The following is a 19,812-nucleotide window of genomic DNA, read 5'->3' on the forward strand; positions in this document are numbered from 1 at the left end:
ACTATCCTTGTATTTTTTTATAATAATATCCTTCTCCCCATTTAGTTTGAATATAGGTAATATCTCCGATATTTATTTTTTCTCTTAACCTTCTTATATGAACATCTATTTTTCTATAATCACTTACATGTTCTTCTTTCCATACACTTTTAGCAATATCTTCCCTACTAAAGACTTTTTCAGAATTAATAGCCATAATATATAAAATATCAAATTCTTTTCCGGTTAAATCGACTTCTTCTCCTTTTAATTTTACAGTCCTACCTACTATATTAAACTCTAAATCATCTGCAAATATTAAATTATCTATATCTGCTCTCCTCTGTCCAAATCTTCTCATGATAGCACGAATTCTCGCCTTTAATTCAAGTATATTGAAAGGATAAATTAAATAATCATCAGCACCATACTCAAAAATTAAAATTTTTTGCATATCGTCTTTCAAAGTAGTTGTAATAATAGTTGGAACATCACAAAATTCATTTAATTTCTTTTTCAAATCTAAACCAGAACCATCTTTGAAATACATATCCATAATTATCATATCAAATTTTTTTTGGTCAGCTAAAATAATAGTGTCTTCAATATTATCTGAAATAGTAATTTCATAATTTTCATCTTCTAACATAGAATACATCAAATCATTTATTTGTGAATCAGTGGGTAAAGCCATTAATATTTTTAATTTCATAATTCTACTCCTATTTCACTAATATTCTCTCATTTTCTCTTCTTAAAGTTATTTTTTCTTTATCTAAAAATTCAAGCAATTCCATAGTCGATTTTCTATTAGAACCAAGTAAATCTCTTGCATCAGAAACAGAAATAGCTCCATTTTTAACTATAAAATCCTTAATCATATTTACAGCTGAATCATAATTTTCTTTAAGCATATAACCTGAATCTAATTTTATAACTCCTTTATTACTTATCAAATATAAAATAAGTTCTCTAAAATGCTCTACACTCATATTTAAATTAAAATCTTCAAAATTCATAATTGAAAATTTATCAGAATTGAATTTATTTTTTATAATTTCAATATTTTTAAAGTCTGTATCATCTAAAGAAACTTTAAAATCTAAAAGAGAAATGTATTCATCAGAAACAAAAAATCTATCTGAAATTAAATAATTCATAAATTCATTCTTTATCTTTCCACCTAGAGAATCAAAGAATTTTGATTTAATAGTTTCTTTAGAAATTCCAATTCTTTTTGGATATTTCTTGTGAAAATCTCCTATAAATTCACTTATCTGTTCAATTAACTTTTCAACAAATTTATCCGATAAAATTAATCTGTCCGAATTAATACCAAAAGAAATAATTTTATTTTCTTCAATTAATTCATCAATTAATTTTGAAATATTTTTATTTGAATCTGATAAAAAGTTATAATAATTTTTTTCTAAATAAAATTTATCACTAAATCTATTAATATAATTATAAATATATTCTTTAAAATCACAACCATCAAGTCTTTTTATATTTTTTATATCATATTCATTAAATCTTTTCTTTTTTGTAGCATTAGAATCAATTATATATCCTCCACCTATAGTGTAAAGTGGTGAGAATAATCTAAGTATAAATTTATCATTTCTTTTACTAATAATCGGTTCTTCAAGTCTTAATTGAACGATATATTCCTTATTTGATTCTAAAACTTCATCTTCTAACAAAATTGCTCTACACAAAACTTCACTAGAACCTAAATATAAATGAAATCTAGTTCTATTTGTTATTTCAAAAGGTAAATTAACCGTTTTAAGTTTAACATCGATAATACTACTTTCAGTAAAAGTATTGTTAGGTACAAGAACAGAGCCTTTTGGTACATCTTCTTTTTTTACATTTGCAAGATTTATCGCAACACGTTGCCCAGCATAAGCAGTTGGAACATTACTATCATGCACTTGTAAATTTCTAATTTTAGTTATTTTATTTGATGGATATATTAAAATTTCATCATCAAGGTTAAATGTTCCGGAAATTAAAGTTCCTGTTACAACAGTTCCAAAGCCCGTTATAGAAAAAGACCTATCAACATATAACCTAGGATTAGAGCTTAAATCTTTATCCGGTAACGCATCTACAATTCTCTTTATCTCTTCTTTCAATTCATCAATACCAGTATTTTCAGTTGAAGACACCTCTATTATCTTGGCATTCTCTAAAAAAGTGCCTTCCATTTCATCAGCAATATCAAGTTTAACAAGTTCAATCCAATCCCTATCGACTAAATCACATTTTGTTAATGCAATTATACCATTTTTAATTCCTATTAAATTTAGAATATCTAAATGCTCTTTAGTTTGTGCCATAATACCTTCGTCAGCAGCAACAACTAAAACAATCATATCCATTCCACAAACACCCGAAAGCATATTTTTTATAAACTTTTCATGTCCAGGAACATCAATAATACCAACTCTAAGTTCATCTGTTAAATCAAAATGAGTAAATCCTAATTCAATAGAAATACCTCTATTCTGCTCTTCTTTTAATCTATCTGTATTTCTTCCTGTTAAAGCTCTTATCAAAGTTGTTTTTCCATGGTCAATATGACCGGCAGTTCCAACAATAATATTCTTTTTATTTTTCATATTATTCTCCTATTAATGAATCCAAAGCATCTTTAATTATACTAAATTCATTTTCAAAAATAGTTCTTACATCAAAAATTAAATTTCCCTTATAAATTCTAGCAACAATTGGAATATTATGATTTCTTAATTTTTCTTCCAGTTCGTTTTCTGTATATGAATTAGAAATAACTTTAACAGCTTTTGATGGTAATTTTTGAGTTGGAAGGGAACCAGCTCCTACTTCTGAATCAATATCTATAATTTCATAAGAAAATTCTTTATTTTCTCCTAAATAATCTATAAATCTTTCTGCCTTATTATAAAGTTCTTCAATTTTTATAGTTAGCATATTTAATGTTGGTATCTTTGAAATTGCTAATTCTTCATCGATATAATATGAAAATACAACTTCTAAAGCAGATAAAGTAAATTTATCAACTCTTAAAGCTCTAGTTAATTGATTTTTTTTCATCTTTTCAATAAATTCTTTTTTACCGACTATAATACCAGCTTGTACTCCACCTAATAGCTTATCTCCACTAAAACTTACAACATCTACTCCATTAGCTATACATTCTTGAACAGTTGGTTCATGTCCTAATCCATATTTAGATAAATCTATAAGCACACCTGAGCCTAAATCTTCAATAATTGGAATATTATATTTTTCTTTTAAATCTTTTAATTCTGTTGAAGTTACGGATTCTGTAAAACCTAGAATTTTAAAATTACTTTGATGCACTTTGAAAAGTGCCGCTGTATTTTCATCTATTGCATTTTCATAATCGCTAAGATGAGTTTTATTTGTTGTGCCAACTTCTTTAAGTTCTGCACCACTTTCTCTACAAACATCAGGAATTCTAAAAGAACCCCCTATTTCAACCAACTCACTTCTACTTGTAATTACATTTCTGCCCTTTGCCATAGTTGACAAAATAAGCATAACTGCAGCTGCATTGTTATTTACAACCATACAATCTTCAGCTCCAGTTATCTTTTTAATAATCTCAGTTAAATGAGAATATCTTGAACCACGTTCCCCTTTTTGTAAATCATATTCAAGATTTGAATATCCAACAGAAACATCTTTAATGTTTTCTAAAATTTCATCTGTTAAAACTGACCTTCCAAGATTTGTATGAATTACAACTCCAGATGCATTTATAACCTTTCTTAAATTTAAACGCTTTTTATTTAGTAAATTTTTTTCTATATTTTTAGCTAAATTTTCAATATAATTTAATATTACTTTTTCATCACAGCCATTTGAAATATTATTTCTAATAGAATTAAGCTCTTCGTGAATCGATTCCATTATTAAATTTTTAGAATTTTCCTCTAAAAGTTTTTTTATTATTTCATTATCTAAAATTTGGTCAACTTTAGGTATCATTTTATATAAATTCATAAATTTCTCCATTATTCAACTATTAAATATTTTTCTTTTTTCTCAATAACTTTTCCTATTACTGCAAATCTAGTAGGAATATCTTTTAGTTTTTCTAAAATATCATCTACTTCATTTTCAGGAACAGTAATCAAAAGACCTCCTGATGTTTCAGGATTAAACATAACATTAAGTAGAGCCTCATCTACTTCATTTTCAAGTTTATAATTATTTCCAACAAATTTTTTATTATCATAACAGCCCTTAGGGATAAGACCCATATTTGCATAGTCAATAGCACCTTTTAAAATTGGCATACTTGCACTATCAAGTACAAATGTAGTATTAGAACCTTTAGCCATTTCATAGCAATGCCCCATAAGTCCAAATCCTGTAATATCCGTACAAGAGTTAATCGTATTACTTTCCACTGCTCTCTTTGCATATTTATTAAGAGTTTCCATAGTATGAACTGCATCATTTATCTCTTCTTCACTTGCAACTCCACCCTTTATAGCAGTATTTATAACTCCAAGTCCAATTGGTTTTGTAAGAATTAAAACATCGCCTACTTTTGCAGAGGAGTTCTTCCAAACTTTATTAGGATGAACAAAACCCGAAACACTTAATCCATATTTTGGTTCATCATCTTGAACTGTATGTCCTCCTATAAGTAAGCATTCTGCTTCTTTCATTTTTTCTAACCCACCTCTCAAAATTTCAGTTAAAATTTTTGGAGGTAAACAATTTGGAAAACAAACTATATTCATTGCCATAGTAGGCTCTCCACCCATTGCATAAACATCAGAAAGAGAATTAGTAGCCGCTATTTTACCAAAAGTAAATGGGTCATCAACAATTGGGGTAAAAAAGTCCAAAGTTTCTATTAAAGCCAATTCATCATTTATTTTATAAACAGCAGCATCATCTGAAGTTTCAATTCCTACAAGTAAATCTTTACTTATAGACGTTTTATTATCCAAACCGGATAAAACCTCATCCAGAATATCTGGACCAACTTTTGCGGCTCACCCTGAAGTTTTTGCATAAGAAGTTAACTTTACATCTTTTATATCAATATTTTTCATACATTTTCTCCTAATCTACACTTATATTATTTTTTATTTTCTCAAAAGTTTTTTTCCCAATACCAGAAACTTTTGTTATATCCTCAATTTTATTAAATTTATTTTTTTCTCTATATTCGATAATAAGTTTAGCTTTAGTTTCTCCAATACCTGTTAATTTGCAAAGCTCTTCTTTGCTCGCAGTATTAATATTTACTAAATTATTAGAATTAGAATTCTGAGAATTACTAGATGATTCAGCATTTGAATTGTTTTGTGTTTCTCCAATTTTATAAATATGTATTTTCATTTCATCTTTTAACTTTACAGCTAAATTCAAACTATTCTTTTCTGCATTATCCGTTAAACCACCTGCAACTTTAATTGCATCATCAACTCTATCACCTAGTTTCATTTTATATACACCAGGTTTATTTATTTCACCATCAATATGTATATAAATTTCAGAATCTTTTTTATTACTTTCAGCTAAATCTTCATCTTTGATTTTTTCGTTTTGCTTAACAACATTTTCTATTTTCTTTTCATTTTTGTTTGAAATAAAAAATTTATATCCAAAACCAAGAAAAGTTAATCCTAAAAACATAGAAATAATTAAAATAATATCTTTTTTATTTTTTAACATATTACACCTCAATTATTGCATTTACGAAATAAAAATATATAATAATTATACCATATTATTACAAAAAAATCTAATTTGTTAATTATAAAATATAATTTATTAAAATTATTTAATATATTTTATTACTTAATATAAAAAAATGAGATGCTAATAAACATCTCATTTAAATATTTTTATTAAATTAAAATTCACATAGACCAACAGTTCTTGGGAAAGGTAATACATCTCTTATATTTTGCATTCCTGTTAAGTACATTAACATTCTTTCAAATCCTAATCCATATCCACCATGTTTAGTTCCACCAAATCTTCTTAAATCTAAATACCAAGAATAATCTTCTATATTCATATTAGAATCTTTCATTTTTTGCTCTAAAATTTCAAGCCTTTCTTCTCTTTGACTTCCTCCGATTAATTCCCCAATTCCTGGGACTAACATATCCGTTGCAGCAACAGTTTTATTATCATCATTAAGTCTCATATAAAATGCTTTTATCTCTTTTGGATAATCAGTTAAGAATACAGGACCTTTTACAACTTTTTCACAGATATATCTTTCATGTTCTGTTTTTAAATCCATTCCCCATTCAACAGGGTATTTGAATTTTTCTTTTGAAGATTTTAAAATTTCAACAGCTTCAGTATAAGTCATAACCTTAAATTCAGAATTTACAACAGCATTTAATCTTTCAAGTAATTCTTTATCAATAAAGTCATTGAAAAATTTCATTTCATCTGGTGCATTTTCTAAAACAAATTTTATTATATATTTTACCATATCTTCTGATAATTTTATTACATCATTCAAATCAGCAAATGCAATTTCAGGTTCAATCATCCAAAATTCAGCAGCATGTCTAGTAGTGTTTGAATTTTCAGCTCTAAAAGTTGGACCAAAAGTATAAATATTTCTATATGCCATAGCAAATGCTTCGCCTTGTAATTGACCACTAACTGTTAAATTAGTAGGTTTAGAGAAAAAGTCTTCTGTAAAGTCAATTTCTCCACTTTCAGTTCTTGGAATATTGTTTATATCTAAAGTTGTAACTCTAAACATTTCTCCAGCACCTTCTGCATCACTTGAAGTTATGATTGGAGTATGAGCATAAACAAATCCTCTTTCATAGAAAAATTTATGAATTGCATAACTAAGCACTGACCTAACTCTATAAACAGCATTAAATGTATTCGTTCTTGGTCTTAAATGTTGAATTGTTCTTAAGAATTCAAATGTATGTCTTTTCTTTTGAAGAGGATATTTTTCATTAGATTCTCCCTCAACAACTATTTCAGATGCATTTATTTCAAAACTTTGTTTTGCTCCTGTACTTTCAACAACTTTTCCTCTAACAATTATTGCTGAAGGCAATAGCAATTTTGAAATATTTTGAAAATTATCTAATTTTGACTCAACTACAATTTGAACACTTTTAAATGTAGTTCCATCATTAAGTTCAATAAAACCTATATTATTATTGAAACGACTATTCTTAATCCAACCTGCCACTTCAACTTCTTTGTTAATAAAATCTTTTTCATTTGCAAAAATATCTTTTAATAAAAACATACTATTCCTCCTTTAATTTATCAATAAAATTTTTTTCATATCCAATATTTTTAGGATTATAAAATTTTAAATTTTTAACTTTTTCAGGTAAATATTCTTGACCTGTATGCATATTTTCGTAATCATGAGGATATTTATATTCCTCATTTTTCTTTGAAATAGTTCTACCACTTTTTAAAAAATCAGGAACTTCTTCAAGTCCATTTTCTCTAATATATTTTAACGCATCATTTATAGCAATATATGACCTATTACTTTTTTCACTACAAGCAAGATATATTGCGCATTGCGATAAGATTATCCTAGCCTCAGGCATACCAATTTTTCTAACAGATTCAGCACAAGCATTAGCTAAAACAAGTGCATCTGGATTTGCATTTCCTATATCTTCTGATGCAAAAATAATCATTCTTCTTGCAATAAAATTTATATCTTCTCCAGCAATTAACATAGATGCCAAATAATAAACAACGGCATCAGCATCACCAACTCTCATAGACTTTATAAATGCAGATATAAAATTATAATGTTTATCCGAATTTTTATCATAATAAACTTTGACTTTATCAAATATAGTTTTTATTACAACTTCAGAAATAACTTTTTTATCTTCTTCAATATTGTCAACAATGAGCTCTAAATAATTCAAAGCAGTCCTTGCATCTCCATTTGACATTTTTATTAAATAATTAATACCATCTTCTGTATAAGATATTGTTTTATTTTTTAATAATTCATCATTTAAAATAGCATTATCAATTATATTTTTTAATTCATCAAATGCGAGAGTTTTTAGTTCAAAAACTATAACCCTTGATAATAAAGCACTATTAACTTCATAAGCAGGATTTTCCGTAGTAGCCCCTATGAAAATTATATCTCCATTTTCAACATATTCAAGTAAAAAATCTTGTTGCATTTTATTAAATCTATGTATCTCATCTATAAATAATATGGTCTTTTTATTATACATTGATAAGTTATCTTTTGCAAGCTCAACAATATCTTTTACTTCTTTAGTTCCAGAAGTAACTGCAGAAATCTTAACAAAAAAATTATCAGTACTATGAGAAATAATATTTGCAAGAGAAGTTTTACCACTTCCAGGTGGTCCATAAAGTATAATTGATGCAAATTTATTATTTTTAATCATATTTTTTAGCACAGAATTATTTTTTATTATATTATCTTGTCCAACAAAGCTAGATAAATTTTCAGGCCTCATTCTTTCAGCTAATGGCTTTGATGATTTAGAAAATAAATTGTAATTCATTTTAAATAAATCCATATTTTCCTCATTTCTATAAAATTAGTACCTCGAAAAAATCGAGGTACTTAAATTTTAGTATTTCTTTAATTCTTTAACTTTAGCAGCTTTACCCACTCTATCTCTTAAGTAGTATAATTTCGCACGTCTTACTTTACCACGTCTAACTACCTTTAAGCTTTCAATTCTTGGTGAATGAATTGGGAAAGTTCTTTCAACTCCAACTCCTTGTAATACTCTTCTTACTGTAAAAGTTGCTCTTGAACCTTTACCTTGAATCTTAATTACTGTTCCTTCAAAAGCTTGAACTCTTTCTCTATTACCTTCTTTGATTTTATATCCGATAACAACAGTATCACCAACATTGAAATCAAATTTTTCTTGTCTTAATTGTTCGTTTTCAATTTGTTTTATTATATCCACAACGATTCCTCCTAATATCAATGCTCTTAAATTTCTATCTAAAATCAGAGGAGCACCCTATTCTTTCTTCAAAATATATTTTTCATATAAGTCAGGTCTTTTTTTCTTAGTATTTTCTAATGAAGACTTTTCTCTCCATTTTTCAATTTCTTTATGATTCCCACTAAGCAAAACTTCTGGAACTTTTAATCCATTGAAATCTCTAGGCCTTGTAAAAACATCATATTGTAACAATGAATTATAATGAGAGTCAGTAGGTGCACTTTCAGAATTTCCCAATACTCCATCAACCATTCTACAAATAGCATCCATAAGTAACATAGCAGGAATTTCACCACCAGTTACAACATAATCCCCCACAGAAATTTCTTCATCCACAAAATTGTTTATAATTCTAGAGTCAATGCCTTCATAATGTCCACATAAAAATATTAAATGTTCATTTTTAGATAATTCTTTACATTTATTTTGTGTTAAAACTTCTCCTTGTGGAGAAAGAAACAAAACTTTTGAATTATCTTTTTTACTGAAATTTATAGCATCAAAAACCGGTTGAACAGCCATAAGCATACCAGCACCACCACCATAAATTTCATCATCAACTTTATTATGTTTATCTTTAGAAAAATCTCTTATATTTAAAACTTCAAGTTCAATAATACCTTTTTCAATGGCTTTTCCTAAAACACTATAATTTCTAATTGAATCAATAAATTCTGGAAATAAAGTTAAAATTGTAATTTTAATCATCTAACATACCATCTATTGTATTTACTTTTATTATAGAGTTTTCCATATCAACTTTTTTTACAAATTCTTTAACAGCTGGAATATAAACACTTTTTCCATTATAATCAACATCATACACATCATTAGCTAATGTAGTTAAGACATCTTTTATTTTGCCAATAAACTTATCATCTTGATTGTAAACATCCATTCCTATGAGTTTATATATATAAAACTCATTGTCTGGAAGTTCTAATAAATCACTTTCTTCAACGAAAAGTCCTTTATTTTTGAATTCTAAAACTTGATTAATATTGTCATACTCATTAAAAGTTAATAAAGCCAGTTCAGAACTTAATTCTCTAACAGATTTTATAGTAACTGCTATTTTCTTATCAATATAAAATTTACAATCAGCTTTAAATCTTTCTATATTGGAAGTTAATGAATATATTTTTACAGTCCCTTTTATTCCGTGAACATTTATAATTTTAGCTACTTCTATAAATTCCATAATACTAATTTATTTCTACTATTACCTTTTTACCTAACTTCATAGCAGAAGACCTAACTATTGTTCTTATAGCCTTAGCAATTTTTCCTTGCTTTCCTATAATTTTACCAATATCATTTTCGTCTGCTTTAATAAAAATCTTTACTAAATCACCTTCTTCCTCAGTTGTAATAACTAAATTATCAGGATTATCAACTAAAGACTTTACTATAAATTCAACTAATTCTTTCATAGATATAATCCTTATTTATTTTCAGAATATATGTTATTGTTTTTAAACAATCTATTTACAGTATCAGTTGGTTTTGCTCCGTTTTTAATCCAAGCATTTACCTTTTCAGCATCAACCTTAATTTCTTTTGATTCTGTTAATGGATTATAATATCCAATTTCTTCGATAAATTTACCATCTCTTGGTGCTCTTGAATCGGCAACAACTATTCTATAAAATGGTTTTTTCTTTGAACCCATTCTTTTTAATCTAATTTTAACTGCCATATTGTCCTCCTTAAAATTTATTTAAAAAAAGGTAAACCAAATTTCCCTTTTTTCTTAGCTCCTTTAGTCATTTCTTGCATTTTTTTCATCATCTTTTTACTATCTTTAAATTGCTTAATCAATTTATTAAGATTTGTAATACTTGTACCAGAACCTTTAACAATTCTTTGCTTTCTTGAATTATCAAGAATATCTGGATTTTCTCTTTCTTTTTTTGTCATTGATAAAATCATAGCTTCAATTTTATCAAGTTCTTTTTCATCAACATTTACATCTTTTAACATTTTAGAATTAACACCCGGCATCATCGCAAGTAAATCTTGTAATGGACCCATATTTCTAACTTGCCTCATCTGAGTTAAAAAATCATCTAATGTAAAACTTTGTTTTCTAATTTTTTCTTCAAGCTCTTTAGTTTGCTTTAAATCAAATTGCTTTTGAACTTTATCTATCATAGATAAAATATCGCCCATTCCTAAAATTCTTGATGCCATTCTATCAGGATAAAATTGTTCTAAATCATCCAACTTTTCTCCAACACCAATAAATTTAATAGGTTTGTTAGTAATTGCTTTTATAGATAAAGCAGCTCCACCTCTAGCATCACCATCTAACTTAGTCATTATTACACCGGTGATATTTAATTCGTTGTTAAAACTTTCTGCAACATTAACTGCATCTTGTCCTGTCATAGAATCTACTACCAACAGAATTTCAATAGGTTTAACTGAATCTTTTATAGCCTTCAATTCATCCATTAAAACGTCATCTATATGCAATCTACCAGCTGTGTCTAATATAACTATATCTTTAGAATTAGAATTTGCAAATTTTATAGATTCATTAGCTATTTTAGTAACATCTTTGCAATCATCAATAGTAAATACTGGAACATCAACTGATTTTCCAACTACCTGTAATTGCTTTATAGCCGCAGGTCTGTAAACATCACATGCTACTAGTAACGGTCTTTTATTTTGCTTTAAAAAATACTTAGCAAGTTTTCCTGCATGTGTAGTTTTACCAGCACCTTGTAATCCACAAAGCATAATAATAGTTGGAGGATTAGAATCAATTTGAATTTTTTCTTCCTTTTTCCCCATAAGAGCAGTAAGTTCTTCATTTACTATCTTAATAACTTGTTGTGCCGGAGTCAAACTCTCCATTACTTCCTTACCAATAGCTCTTTCTTTTACATTATTTATGAATTGTTTTACAACCTTAAAATTTACATCTGATTCTAAAAGTGCAAGTTTAACTTCTCTCATAGCAAGATCTACATCTTTTTCGGATAATTTTCCCTTGCCTCTTAACTTATTTAAAGCTCCTTGAAGTTTTTCAGATAAATTCTCAAATATCATTCCTATCACTTCCTATAAATCATTTTCGATAATTTCATTATTTTTCTTTTGAATAATATCAAGAATATTAGACAAATCAGAATTTTTATTTTTAGAATCCTCAATTAACTTATTAATTTCTCTTAAATTAGAATTTATTTTTTCAAATTTAGAAATTAATTTTAACTCATCTTCATAAAACTTTAATTTTTTTTCTGCTCTGCTTAAAATATCTGATATACCTTGTTTAGAAATTCCATTTAATTCAGCAATTTCTCTAAGAGATAAATCTTCATTACAATATTGGTCAACAACATTATATTGCTTATCGCTAAGAAGTTTACCATAATAATCAAATAGAACTGCTATCTCAACTATTTTTTCCATAATCACCTCTTAAATGGGTCAAGTTTTTTTCTTGACCCTATTATTATACCATTAAATACATATTTGTCAATAGTTTTTTAAAATTTTTTATCCTGTAATTTACATATTTAATCTTTCAAAACATTTAGTACATAAACTTTTTATCCACTCTTTTCTAGCAATATTATTTACCCATTCTTTTGGAATTCCATTTTCACTATTTCTTCCGTAATATATTCCTGCTAATCCTCCAACAATAGCAGAAATAGTATCAGTATCTTCTCCTAAATTAACAGCTGTTAAGACACATTCTTTATAGCTTGTAGTATTAATTAAACACCAAATCACAGCTTCTAAAGTGTTTATTACATACCCACTACTTTTTATATCATTAAGTTTTAAATCTTCAATATTTTTTAACCTTTCAAGTTCAGGAATATTTATATATTCAAAAGAATCTTTTATTGATGTAATAATATCTAAACCGTTTATTAGATTTTTTGCAATATTTATGTAAACTATACAAGCATTACAAGAAATTTTATTTGCATGAGTTATACTGGAAACAGAAATAATATCTTCAGTTTTACATTCTAAAAATGCTAAAGGTAATATGCGCATTAGTGAACCATTACCATTAGAATAAAAATCATCAAGCCCACATTTTTTAACAGATATTTTTTCTTTATAATATCTATCTAATGCAATTTTAGTTGTACTTCCAACACCAAAAACTTCTCCATAAGGTGTAAATTCTCCGTAGTATAACCATTTGATAAAATTATTGGCTATATCTTCTATATCAACTTTCCCTAATCTCGATATACTTTCAATCGTAGCTAAAGTCATAGAGCTATCATCAGACCAAGTTCCTTTAGGTTGGTTATATGTACCATATCCAACCATATCTGTACATTCAAAACTATTTCTATCTTTAAATTCATAAGGAACGCCTAATGCATCTCCTATAACAAGCCCTAGTATTGCATCATATATTTTATTCATATTATTTCCTCCAAAACGCAAAATTATACTACAATTCTATCACTATATTTATAAATAAACAACAAAATTTTTCAAAAAAAATTAACGTATATTTCAACGTTAATTTTAAAAACTATCTAAAAATTGCATTTACAAAATCTTCATCATTATAATCTTGTAAATCATCTATTTGTTCACCGATACCAATTTGTTTTACAGGGATTCCCATTTCAAGTTGAATTGTAAAAACAACTCCACCCTTTGCCGTCCCATCTAATTTAGTAAGTATTACACCGTCAATATTTGCCGTATCTCTAAATTCTTTCGCTTGAACAATGGCATTTTGTCCAGTTGTAGCATCGAGAACAAGAGTGACTTCTTTATTAGCATTAGAAAATTCTCTATCTATTACTCTAGTAATTTTATTTAATTCATTCATCAAATTCTTTTTGTTATGAAGTCTGCCTGCAGTATCACAAATCAACACGTCTATATTTTTACTTTTTGCACTTTGAATTCCGTCAAAAACCACTGATGCAGGGTCAGCACCTTCTTCATTTGAAACAATAGGAACTCCTGCTCTATTTGCCCATTCAGTTAGTTGTTCAGTAGCAGCAGCCCTAAAAGTATCCGCTGCAACCAGCATAACATTTTTTCCTTTTGATTTGAATTTATTTGCAAGTTTTCCAATGGAAGTTGTTTTTCCAACTCCATTAACTCCAACTACAAGTATAATTGTAGGCATACCTTCTACTATATTGAAATTATGATTTAATTCTTTTTCTGATAATTTTTTATTCATCAGTTCAATTAATTTTTCCTTTATTTGAACTGGCTCAGTCATTCTTTCACTTCTTACAATATCTTTTAAATCATCAATTAGTTCCATAGTTACATTAGCACCAATGTCTGCTGAAACTAAAATATATTCTAATTCTTCAAATAAATCCTCGTCAATTTTAGTTGACATAGATAGTAACTTATCAATTTTACTAGACAAATTATTTCTAGTATTAGTCAATCCATTTTTTAATCTTTCAAAGAAACCTTGTTTTTTTTCAACGATTTCTTCATTTGTATTTTCTTCTTTTTTACTTCCAAAAAAATTAAACATACTATTCTCCCTCATTAAATGTCATAGAAACAATTTTACTAATACCTTTTTGCTCCATAGTTACTCCATAAATCATATCTGCCATTTCCATAGTAGGCTTTCTATGAGTTATCATTATAAATTGAGTTTCAGTTAAGAAGTTTTTCAAATATTCAACATATCTTAAAATATTTGAATCATCTAGTGCAGCATCGACTTCGTCTAAAATACAGAAAGGAGATGGCCTTGTTTCAAAGATTGCAAATAATAATGCTACTGCTGTCAATGATTTTTCTCCACCGGACATTAAAGATAATGCCTGCATTTTTTTACCAACCGGTTTTGCAATAATATCTATTCCACAATTTAAAATATCATCACTATCAAGCTCAAGTCTTGCCTCTCCTCCGTTGAAAAGAATTTTAAAAATATTAGAAAACTTTTCATTAATATTTTTAAATTCATCAACGAAAGTTTTTTTCATTGTATTTTCTAATTTTAATATAATTTTATTTATATCTTCAATAGAATTTTGCAAATCAATTTCTTGATTCTTTTGAAATTCCAACTCAGTTTTAACTTTTTCAAATTCTTCTATTGAATCGTAACTAAAAGAGCCGAGTTCTCTTAAATTTTCTTTTAATTTCTTCAATTCATCTTTAGAAAAACACTCTTCTTTGTATAATTCCATCTTTTTCTCACATTCTTCTAAAGTTAAAGAATATTCCTCACAAAGTCTATTTATCAAAGAAGAAAATTGTTCCTTCAAATTAGAAATTCTTAATTCATTTTTTTCAATATCTTTTTCTAGAGTTAAAGATTTTTCATTTAATTCATTATATTTTTTTGAAACTTCTTCATTATCTGATACTAATTTTTTCTTTAAATTAGTATTATATGCTATTGATTTTCTCAATTCATCAATACTGAAATCTAAATCTATAACTAATTTTTCTATATTGTCTATTTCAATTAAATTGTTTTTGAATTGAGTTTCTAAATCTAATAACTCATTTTCTTTTAATTTTAATTTATCTTCAGTAGAAATCTTATTTTCTAATAAAATATTCTTTGAATTTAACAAAAGATTTATATCTCTTTCAACTGAATCTAAATTATTTATAACGACAATTTCTTCTTTTTCTAATTTTGAAATAGAATCTTTAATTTCATTAATTTCTGAATTTATTTTATTTATTTCATTAGCTATAAAAATATTTTTTTCAACAAATGAATCCAATTCTTTTTCTTTATCTAAATTAAATTCCTTATGATTTTCCTTATAATTATTTATTTCATCAATTTTATCTAAAATATTTTTTATATCAAACTCATTTTTATAAATTAATTTTTGCAAGGAATCAATTTTTAAGTTAGTATCATCTTTTTCGTTTTTTAAATTAATCAACTTTTCTTTACTTGAATTAGCGTTTAACTTTATCTTAGAAATTTTATTTGAGTTTTCACTTAAAATATTTTCTAAATTTTTAATTTCAGATAAAGTCTGTTCTAATTGTTTTTTTCTTCCAATTACAGAAAAAGAATTTTTATTTGACTTATATCCACCGGAAATAGAACCCCAACTATTTATAACATCACCATCTAATGTAACAATTCTAAATTTATTTTTATATTTATTGGATAATTTTAATGCAATATCTAAATTTTCACATATAACAGTGTTAGACAAAAAATAATTTATAATATTTCTATATTCATCATCACAAGTTATTATTTCATTTGCAAAAGATAATATATAATCATCAGTTATATTTCCATATTCTCTTTTAGAAAATATTTTTGAAATTGGAAAAAAATTAAGTCTGCCAATCTTATTAAGCTTTATTTTTTCTATTATTTTTTTTGCTTCTAAATCATCATGAACCACAATTCCCTGAAGATTTGAAGATAGAACTGTATCTATTGCTTTTTTATACTTTTCATCAACAGAAATAAGCTCTCCAAGAGTTCCACAAATCATTTTCTTTAATTCAATTTCTTTATCACAAAGTTTAAATAAATCTTGAACAGATTTACCATATCCCTCATAATTTCTAATATAATTTTTTAACATAGCAACTTCTTTGCTTTTATAAGAAATTTCATTATTTGCATTAGAATTTTGACTGTTTAAAAAATTATATTCTATTTCTAAATCATTTAAAAAGGATTCAGTTTTTGAAATATCTAAAGTTATATTTTCAACTTTTTGAATATTAGATTCCAAAAGAAATTTATTTTCAGATAATATTTTTTCAAATTCTTCTTTTTCTGTATTAAGTTTAAAAACTTCTTCGATATTTTCTTCTATTTTCTTTTGTATATTATCTTTTATAATTTCATTTGCTCTTTTTTCAGTTTCTAAATCATTTATATTATTTTCAATTTCAGATTTTTCTAAAGACAATTTATCCAAAACTTCATTTTTGGAGCTCAATAACTCTCTATTTTTAGTAAGTTCATCTTTAACTTTATTTTTATCAAAAATATATCGCTTTAAAATTAATTCTTTTCCTGAAATATCTTTTTCTTTTTCTGAAATTTCAGAATTTATTTTTTCTAAACTTTCAGTATATTCTTTTTTAAAATTTAATGACTGCTCATTATTTAATTTTATAAATTTATTTCTTTCAAGCAAAATATCTTTTTTACTCTTGATTTCATTTTTTTTATTTGAAATTTTATTTAAATCAGTAGAATTTATTTCAACTAAATCTGTAATCTTATCAAGTTCTTCCTTAAGTGGAGCAATTTTTAATTTTACGGTTTCAAATTCTTTATTTATATCAAATAATTCTTCCTTGTTTATTTCTAAAGTTTCTGAAATTTTATTAAAATTCACACTTAAATTATTATAATCTTTATATGAATTTGAAAATTCTGCCTTTTCAATATTTTCTAAAAGAGCAATACCTCTTTTAGCCTTATCTGATTGTCCCTTTAAAAAGTCAAATCTCTGCTCATTTTGTATAATTATATCTCTAAGCCTAGTTAAATTATCTTTTGCTTTAAATAATTTTTTTTGAGATTCATTTTTTTGATATTTAATTTTAGAAATACCTGATGCTTCTTCAAAAATAACACGTCTATCTTCTGACTTTCCGTTAATAATTTCTTCAATTCTACCTTGCCCGATTATAGAATATCCCTCTCTACCTATCCCTGTATCTAAAAACAATTCCTTAACTTCTTTTAATCTTACGGTAGATTTATTTATAAAATATTCGCTTTCACCAGTTCTATATAATTTTCTAGAAATAGTTACCTCTTTAAAATCAATAGGTATCATATTATCTGAATTATCAAAAGTTATACTTACAGTCGAATAATTTTTTCTAACCTTATTATCTGTACCAGAAAAAATAACATCTTCCATCTTACTACCTCTAAGAGTTTTAGCACTCTGTTCTCCCAAAACCCATCTAACAGCATCTGCAACATTGCTTTTTCCACTACCATTAGGCCCTATTATAGCTGTAATATTTGTTTCAAAATCTAACTTTATTTTATCAGCAAATGATTTAAAACCATTTATTTCAATACTTTTAAGTCTCATTAACTCTCCTCAAAATATCTTTTTCAAAAATATAATTAACAAAATCATTCATATATATTATATTTCCATTTAATTTTAAAATATTTTTATCTAAAATATGTGTTTTTGTTTTTATATTCATATTATACTTTTCTTTAAAATATTTTAAATTTAATTTTTTGTTTCCCACAATCTTTGAAACTTCAGAATTATTACATTCAATAATTAAGTCATTTTTTATATTTAAAATATTCATATAATATTCTATAAAATCTTTATAAATAGAACTTTCAACAAGTTCCCTAAAAGCTGGATGATAAGGTCCGGCAACAACATCTCCATCTTCAGAAATATTATCACTACTTTGTAACCCTAATCTTATTATAGGAATGTTATAATATTCAAATAATATATAAACATATTTACATAAATAAATAGAATCTTCAAGACTCATAGGTATATATTTTTTCATATAATAAAGTCTTTCCAATTCTGTATCTTTTATGGTTAATGTAGGATATACTCTTACAAAGTCAGGATTTATTTTAGATAATTTAAAAGCAGTATTCAATACAGTTTCAAAAGTATCCCCATAAAGTCCTACCATCATTTGTAATCCTAAATTAATACCATATTCTTTTATTAATGAAGATGCCTCATATACACAATCTACATTATGTCCCCTATTATTTAAATCTAAAGTGCTTTGAGTCATAGACTGAATTCCCAGCTCAATAGTTTTCACATTGTATTTTACCAAAACTTCCAAAATTTCTTTGCTTATATAATCAGGTCTAGTTGATAATCTTATAGAATCGACAAGTCCATTATTTATATAATCTTTTGCTATGGATAAATAACTAATCATTAAATTTCTATCCAATCCGGTAAAACTTCCACCATAAAAAGCAATTTCAATTGGAATATTTTTATTTTTAAAATAAGAAATATATTTTTCTATATTTTTACGCATATCTATTTCATCAAGAGCATCAATAAAATTTGTTATTTTTCTTTGATTACAAAAAATACAATCATGAGGACAACCTAAATGTGGAACAAAAATTGGAATTATATTACATTTATTCACTTATCGCTCCCGATTTTACAAGTGCATCTCTAGCAGCATTTTGTTCTGCCTGTTTTTTATTTTTACCAGTACCATAACCCATTACTTTATCATCAATATTTACACACATATCAAATTCCTTATTATGGTCAGGGCCTCTTTCTGCTACAAGATTATAAACTATTTTAGTTGTTGAATTTTTATGAAAATATTCTTGTAAATAACTTTTATAATCTTTTATAAAAATATTTTTATTTATCTTATAAACTACTGTATCAAAAAAATGTTTATTAGCTATTTCAGTAACTATGTCCATTCCTCCATCAAGATACAAAGCGCCAAAAAGCGCCTCAAAAGTATCAGCTAAGATACTATTTCTATCTCTACCACCAAAATTATCTTCTCCTTTTCCTAACAGAAGATATTTTCCTAAATCAAATGTTCTAGCAGCATAAGAAAAAGATTCTTCACAAACAATCTTACTTCTAATTTTTGTTAAATATCCCTCATCTGAATCCGAAAACTGACTATATAGTTCAACACTAACTACAAAACCTAATATAACATCTCCCAAAAATTCTAATCTTTCATTAGAAATCTTAGCCTCTTTACATTCATTCAAGTATGACCTATGAACAAATGCTAAATTTAACAATTCTAAATCCTTAAATTTATAGCCAAGAGTTTGCATTAATTCGTTTAATAACTCTTCTCTTTCTTTAGTAATCATAAAATTACC

The 19,812-nt window shown here is 26.1% G+C and carries 19 protein-coding genes; all 19 read right to left on the bottom strand.

What is annotated here, in order from left to right; genetic code table 11:
* Position 1: 1 nt before the first annotated feature.
* The 19 genes from HMPREF3181_RS01680 to rnc all read right to left on the bottom strand — a co-directional run bounded on the left by HMPREF3181_RS01680 (position 2) and on the right by rnc (position 19,803).
* A complete protein-coding gene (locus HMPREF3181_RS01680; protein ID WP_068472379.1) occupies positions 2 to 691 on the bottom strand; it encodes a response regulator transcription factor in 690 nt (229 codons plus the stop codon).
* Between the two features lie 10 nt (positions 692 to 701).
* Positions 702 to 2,606 carry a selenocysteine-specific translation elongation factor gene (selB, locus tag HMPREF3181_RS01685; protein WP_068472381.1) on the bottom strand — a complete coding sequence of 635 codons (1,905 nt, stop codon included), beginning with the start codon at positions 2,604 to 2,606 and terminating at the stop codon, positions 702 to 704.
* Between the two features lies 1 nt (position 2,607).
* The gene (selA, locus tag HMPREF3181_RS01690) at positions 2,608 to 3,996 is read right to left on the bottom strand and encodes an L-seryl-tRNA(Sec) selenium transferase (RefSeq protein WP_231723242.1); all 1,389 of its coding nucleotides are present in this window, start codon (positions 3,994 to 3,996) and stop codon (positions 2,608 to 2,610) included.
* An 11-nt stretch (positions 3,997 to 4,007) separates the two neighbouring features.
* On the bottom strand, positions 4,008 to 5,063 hold the full coding sequence (selD, locus tag HMPREF3181_RS01695; protein ID WP_082713864.1) for a selenide, water dikinase SelD: 1,056 nt from the start codon (positions 5,061 to 5,063) through the stop codon (positions 4,008 to 4,010).
* A gap of 10 nt (positions 5,064 to 5,073) precedes the next feature.
* On the bottom strand, positions 5,074 to 5,688 hold the full coding sequence (locus tag HMPREF3181_RS01700) for a helix-hairpin-helix domain-containing protein (RefSeq protein WP_068472388.1): 615 nt from the start codon (positions 5,686 to 5,688) through the stop codon (positions 5,074 to 5,076).
* A gap of 181 nt (positions 5,689 to 5,869) precedes the next feature.
* Entirely contained in the window at positions 5,870 to 7,255 is a 1,386-nt protein-coding gene (gene asnS, locus HMPREF3181_RS01705; RefSeq protein ID WP_068472390.1) for an asparagine--tRNA ligase, read from the bottom strand.
* Between the two features lies 1 nt (position 7,256).
* Complete coding sequence (locus tag HMPREF3181_RS01710; protein ID WP_068472392.1) at positions 7,257 to 8,543, bottom strand: replication-associated recombination protein A; 1,287 nt, start codon at positions 8,541 to 8,543, stop codon at positions 7,257 to 7,259.
* Positions 8,544 to 8,597: 54 nt separating this feature from the next.
* The gene (gene rplS / locus HMPREF3181_RS01715) at positions 8,598 to 8,945 is read right to left on the bottom strand and encodes a 50S ribosomal protein L19 (RefSeq protein ID WP_068472394.1); all 348 of its coding nucleotides are present in this window, start codon (positions 8,943 to 8,945) and stop codon (positions 8,598 to 8,600) included.
* Positions 8,946 to 9,002: 57 nt separating this feature from the next.
* Complete coding sequence (trmD, locus tag HMPREF3181_RS01720) at positions 9,003 to 9,695, bottom strand: tRNA (guanosine(37)-N1)-methyltransferase TrmD (RefSeq protein WP_231723243.1); 693 nt, start codon at positions 9,693 to 9,695, stop codon at positions 9,003 to 9,005.
* Positions 9,688 to 10,188 carry a ribosome maturation factor RimM gene (gene rimM, locus HMPREF3181_RS01725; RefSeq protein ID WP_068472395.1) on the bottom strand — a complete coding sequence of 167 codons (501 nt, stop codon included), beginning with the start codon at positions 10,186 to 10,188 and terminating at the stop codon, positions 9,688 to 9,690. Before rimM ends, trmD begins: the two co-directional genes overlap by 8 nt.
* A 4-nt stretch (positions 10,189 to 10,192) precedes the next feature.
* On the bottom strand, positions 10,193 to 10,420 hold the full coding sequence (locus HMPREF3181_RS01730; protein WP_068472397.1) for a KH domain-containing protein: 228 nt from the start codon (positions 10,418 to 10,420) through the stop codon (positions 10,193 to 10,195).
* Positions 10,421 to 10,431: 11 nt separating this feature from the next.
* Positions 10,432 to 10,686, bottom strand: a complete 255-nt coding sequence (rpsP, locus tag HMPREF3181_RS01735; RefSeq protein ID WP_004833375.1) for a 30S ribosomal protein S16 — start codon at positions 10,684 to 10,686, stop codon at positions 10,432 to 10,434.
* A gap of 17 nt (positions 10,687 to 10,703) precedes the next feature.
* Positions 10,704 to 12,047, bottom strand: a complete 1,344-nt coding sequence (gene ffh / locus HMPREF3181_RS01740; protein WP_068472399.1) for a signal recognition particle protein — start codon at positions 12,045 to 12,047, stop codon at positions 10,704 to 10,706.
* A 12-nt stretch (positions 12,048 to 12,059) separates the two neighbouring features.
* Complete coding sequence (gene ylxM / locus HMPREF3181_RS01745) at positions 12,060 to 12,413, bottom strand: YlxM family DNA-binding protein (protein ID WP_068472401.1); 354 nt, start codon at positions 12,411 to 12,413, stop codon at positions 12,060 to 12,062.
* A 99-nt stretch (positions 12,414 to 12,512) separates the two neighbouring features.
* A complete protein-coding gene (locus tag HMPREF3181_RS01750) occupies positions 12,513 to 13,397 on the bottom strand; it encodes an ADP-ribosylglycohydrolase family protein (protein WP_068472403.1) in 885 nt (294 codons plus the stop codon).
* A gap of 112 nt (positions 13,398 to 13,509) precedes the next feature.
* A complete protein-coding gene (ftsY, locus tag HMPREF3181_RS01755; RefSeq protein WP_068472405.1) occupies positions 13,510 to 14,490 on the bottom strand; it encodes a signal recognition particle-docking protein FtsY in 981 nt (326 codons plus the stop codon).
* A gap of 1 nt (position 14,491) precedes the next feature.
* A complete protein-coding gene (gene smc, locus HMPREF3181_RS01760) occupies positions 14,492 to 18,025 on the bottom strand; it encodes a chromosome segregation protein SMC (protein WP_068472407.1) in 3,534 nt (1,177 codons plus the stop codon).
* The gene (locus HMPREF3181_RS01765; protein ID WP_068472409.1) at positions 18,015 to 19,094 is read right to left on the bottom strand and encodes an elongator complex protein 3; all 1,080 of its coding nucleotides are present in this window, start codon (positions 19,092 to 19,094) and stop codon (positions 18,015 to 18,017) included. The genes smc and HMPREF3181_RS01765 overlap by 11 nt, the downstream gene beginning before the upstream one ends.
* Complete coding sequence (gene rnc, locus HMPREF3181_RS01770) at positions 19,087 to 19,803, bottom strand: ribonuclease III (protein WP_068472417.1); 717 nt, start codon at positions 19,801 to 19,803, stop codon at positions 19,087 to 19,089. Before rnc ends, HMPREF3181_RS01765 begins: the two co-directional genes overlap by 8 nt.
* Positions 19,804 to 19,812 lie beyond the last annotated feature (9 nt).

Source organism: Parvimonas sp. KA00067, from assembly GCF_001553085.1.
Lineage (GTDB): Bacteria > Bacillota > Clostridia > Tissierellales > Peptoniphilaceae > Parvimonas > Parvimonas parva.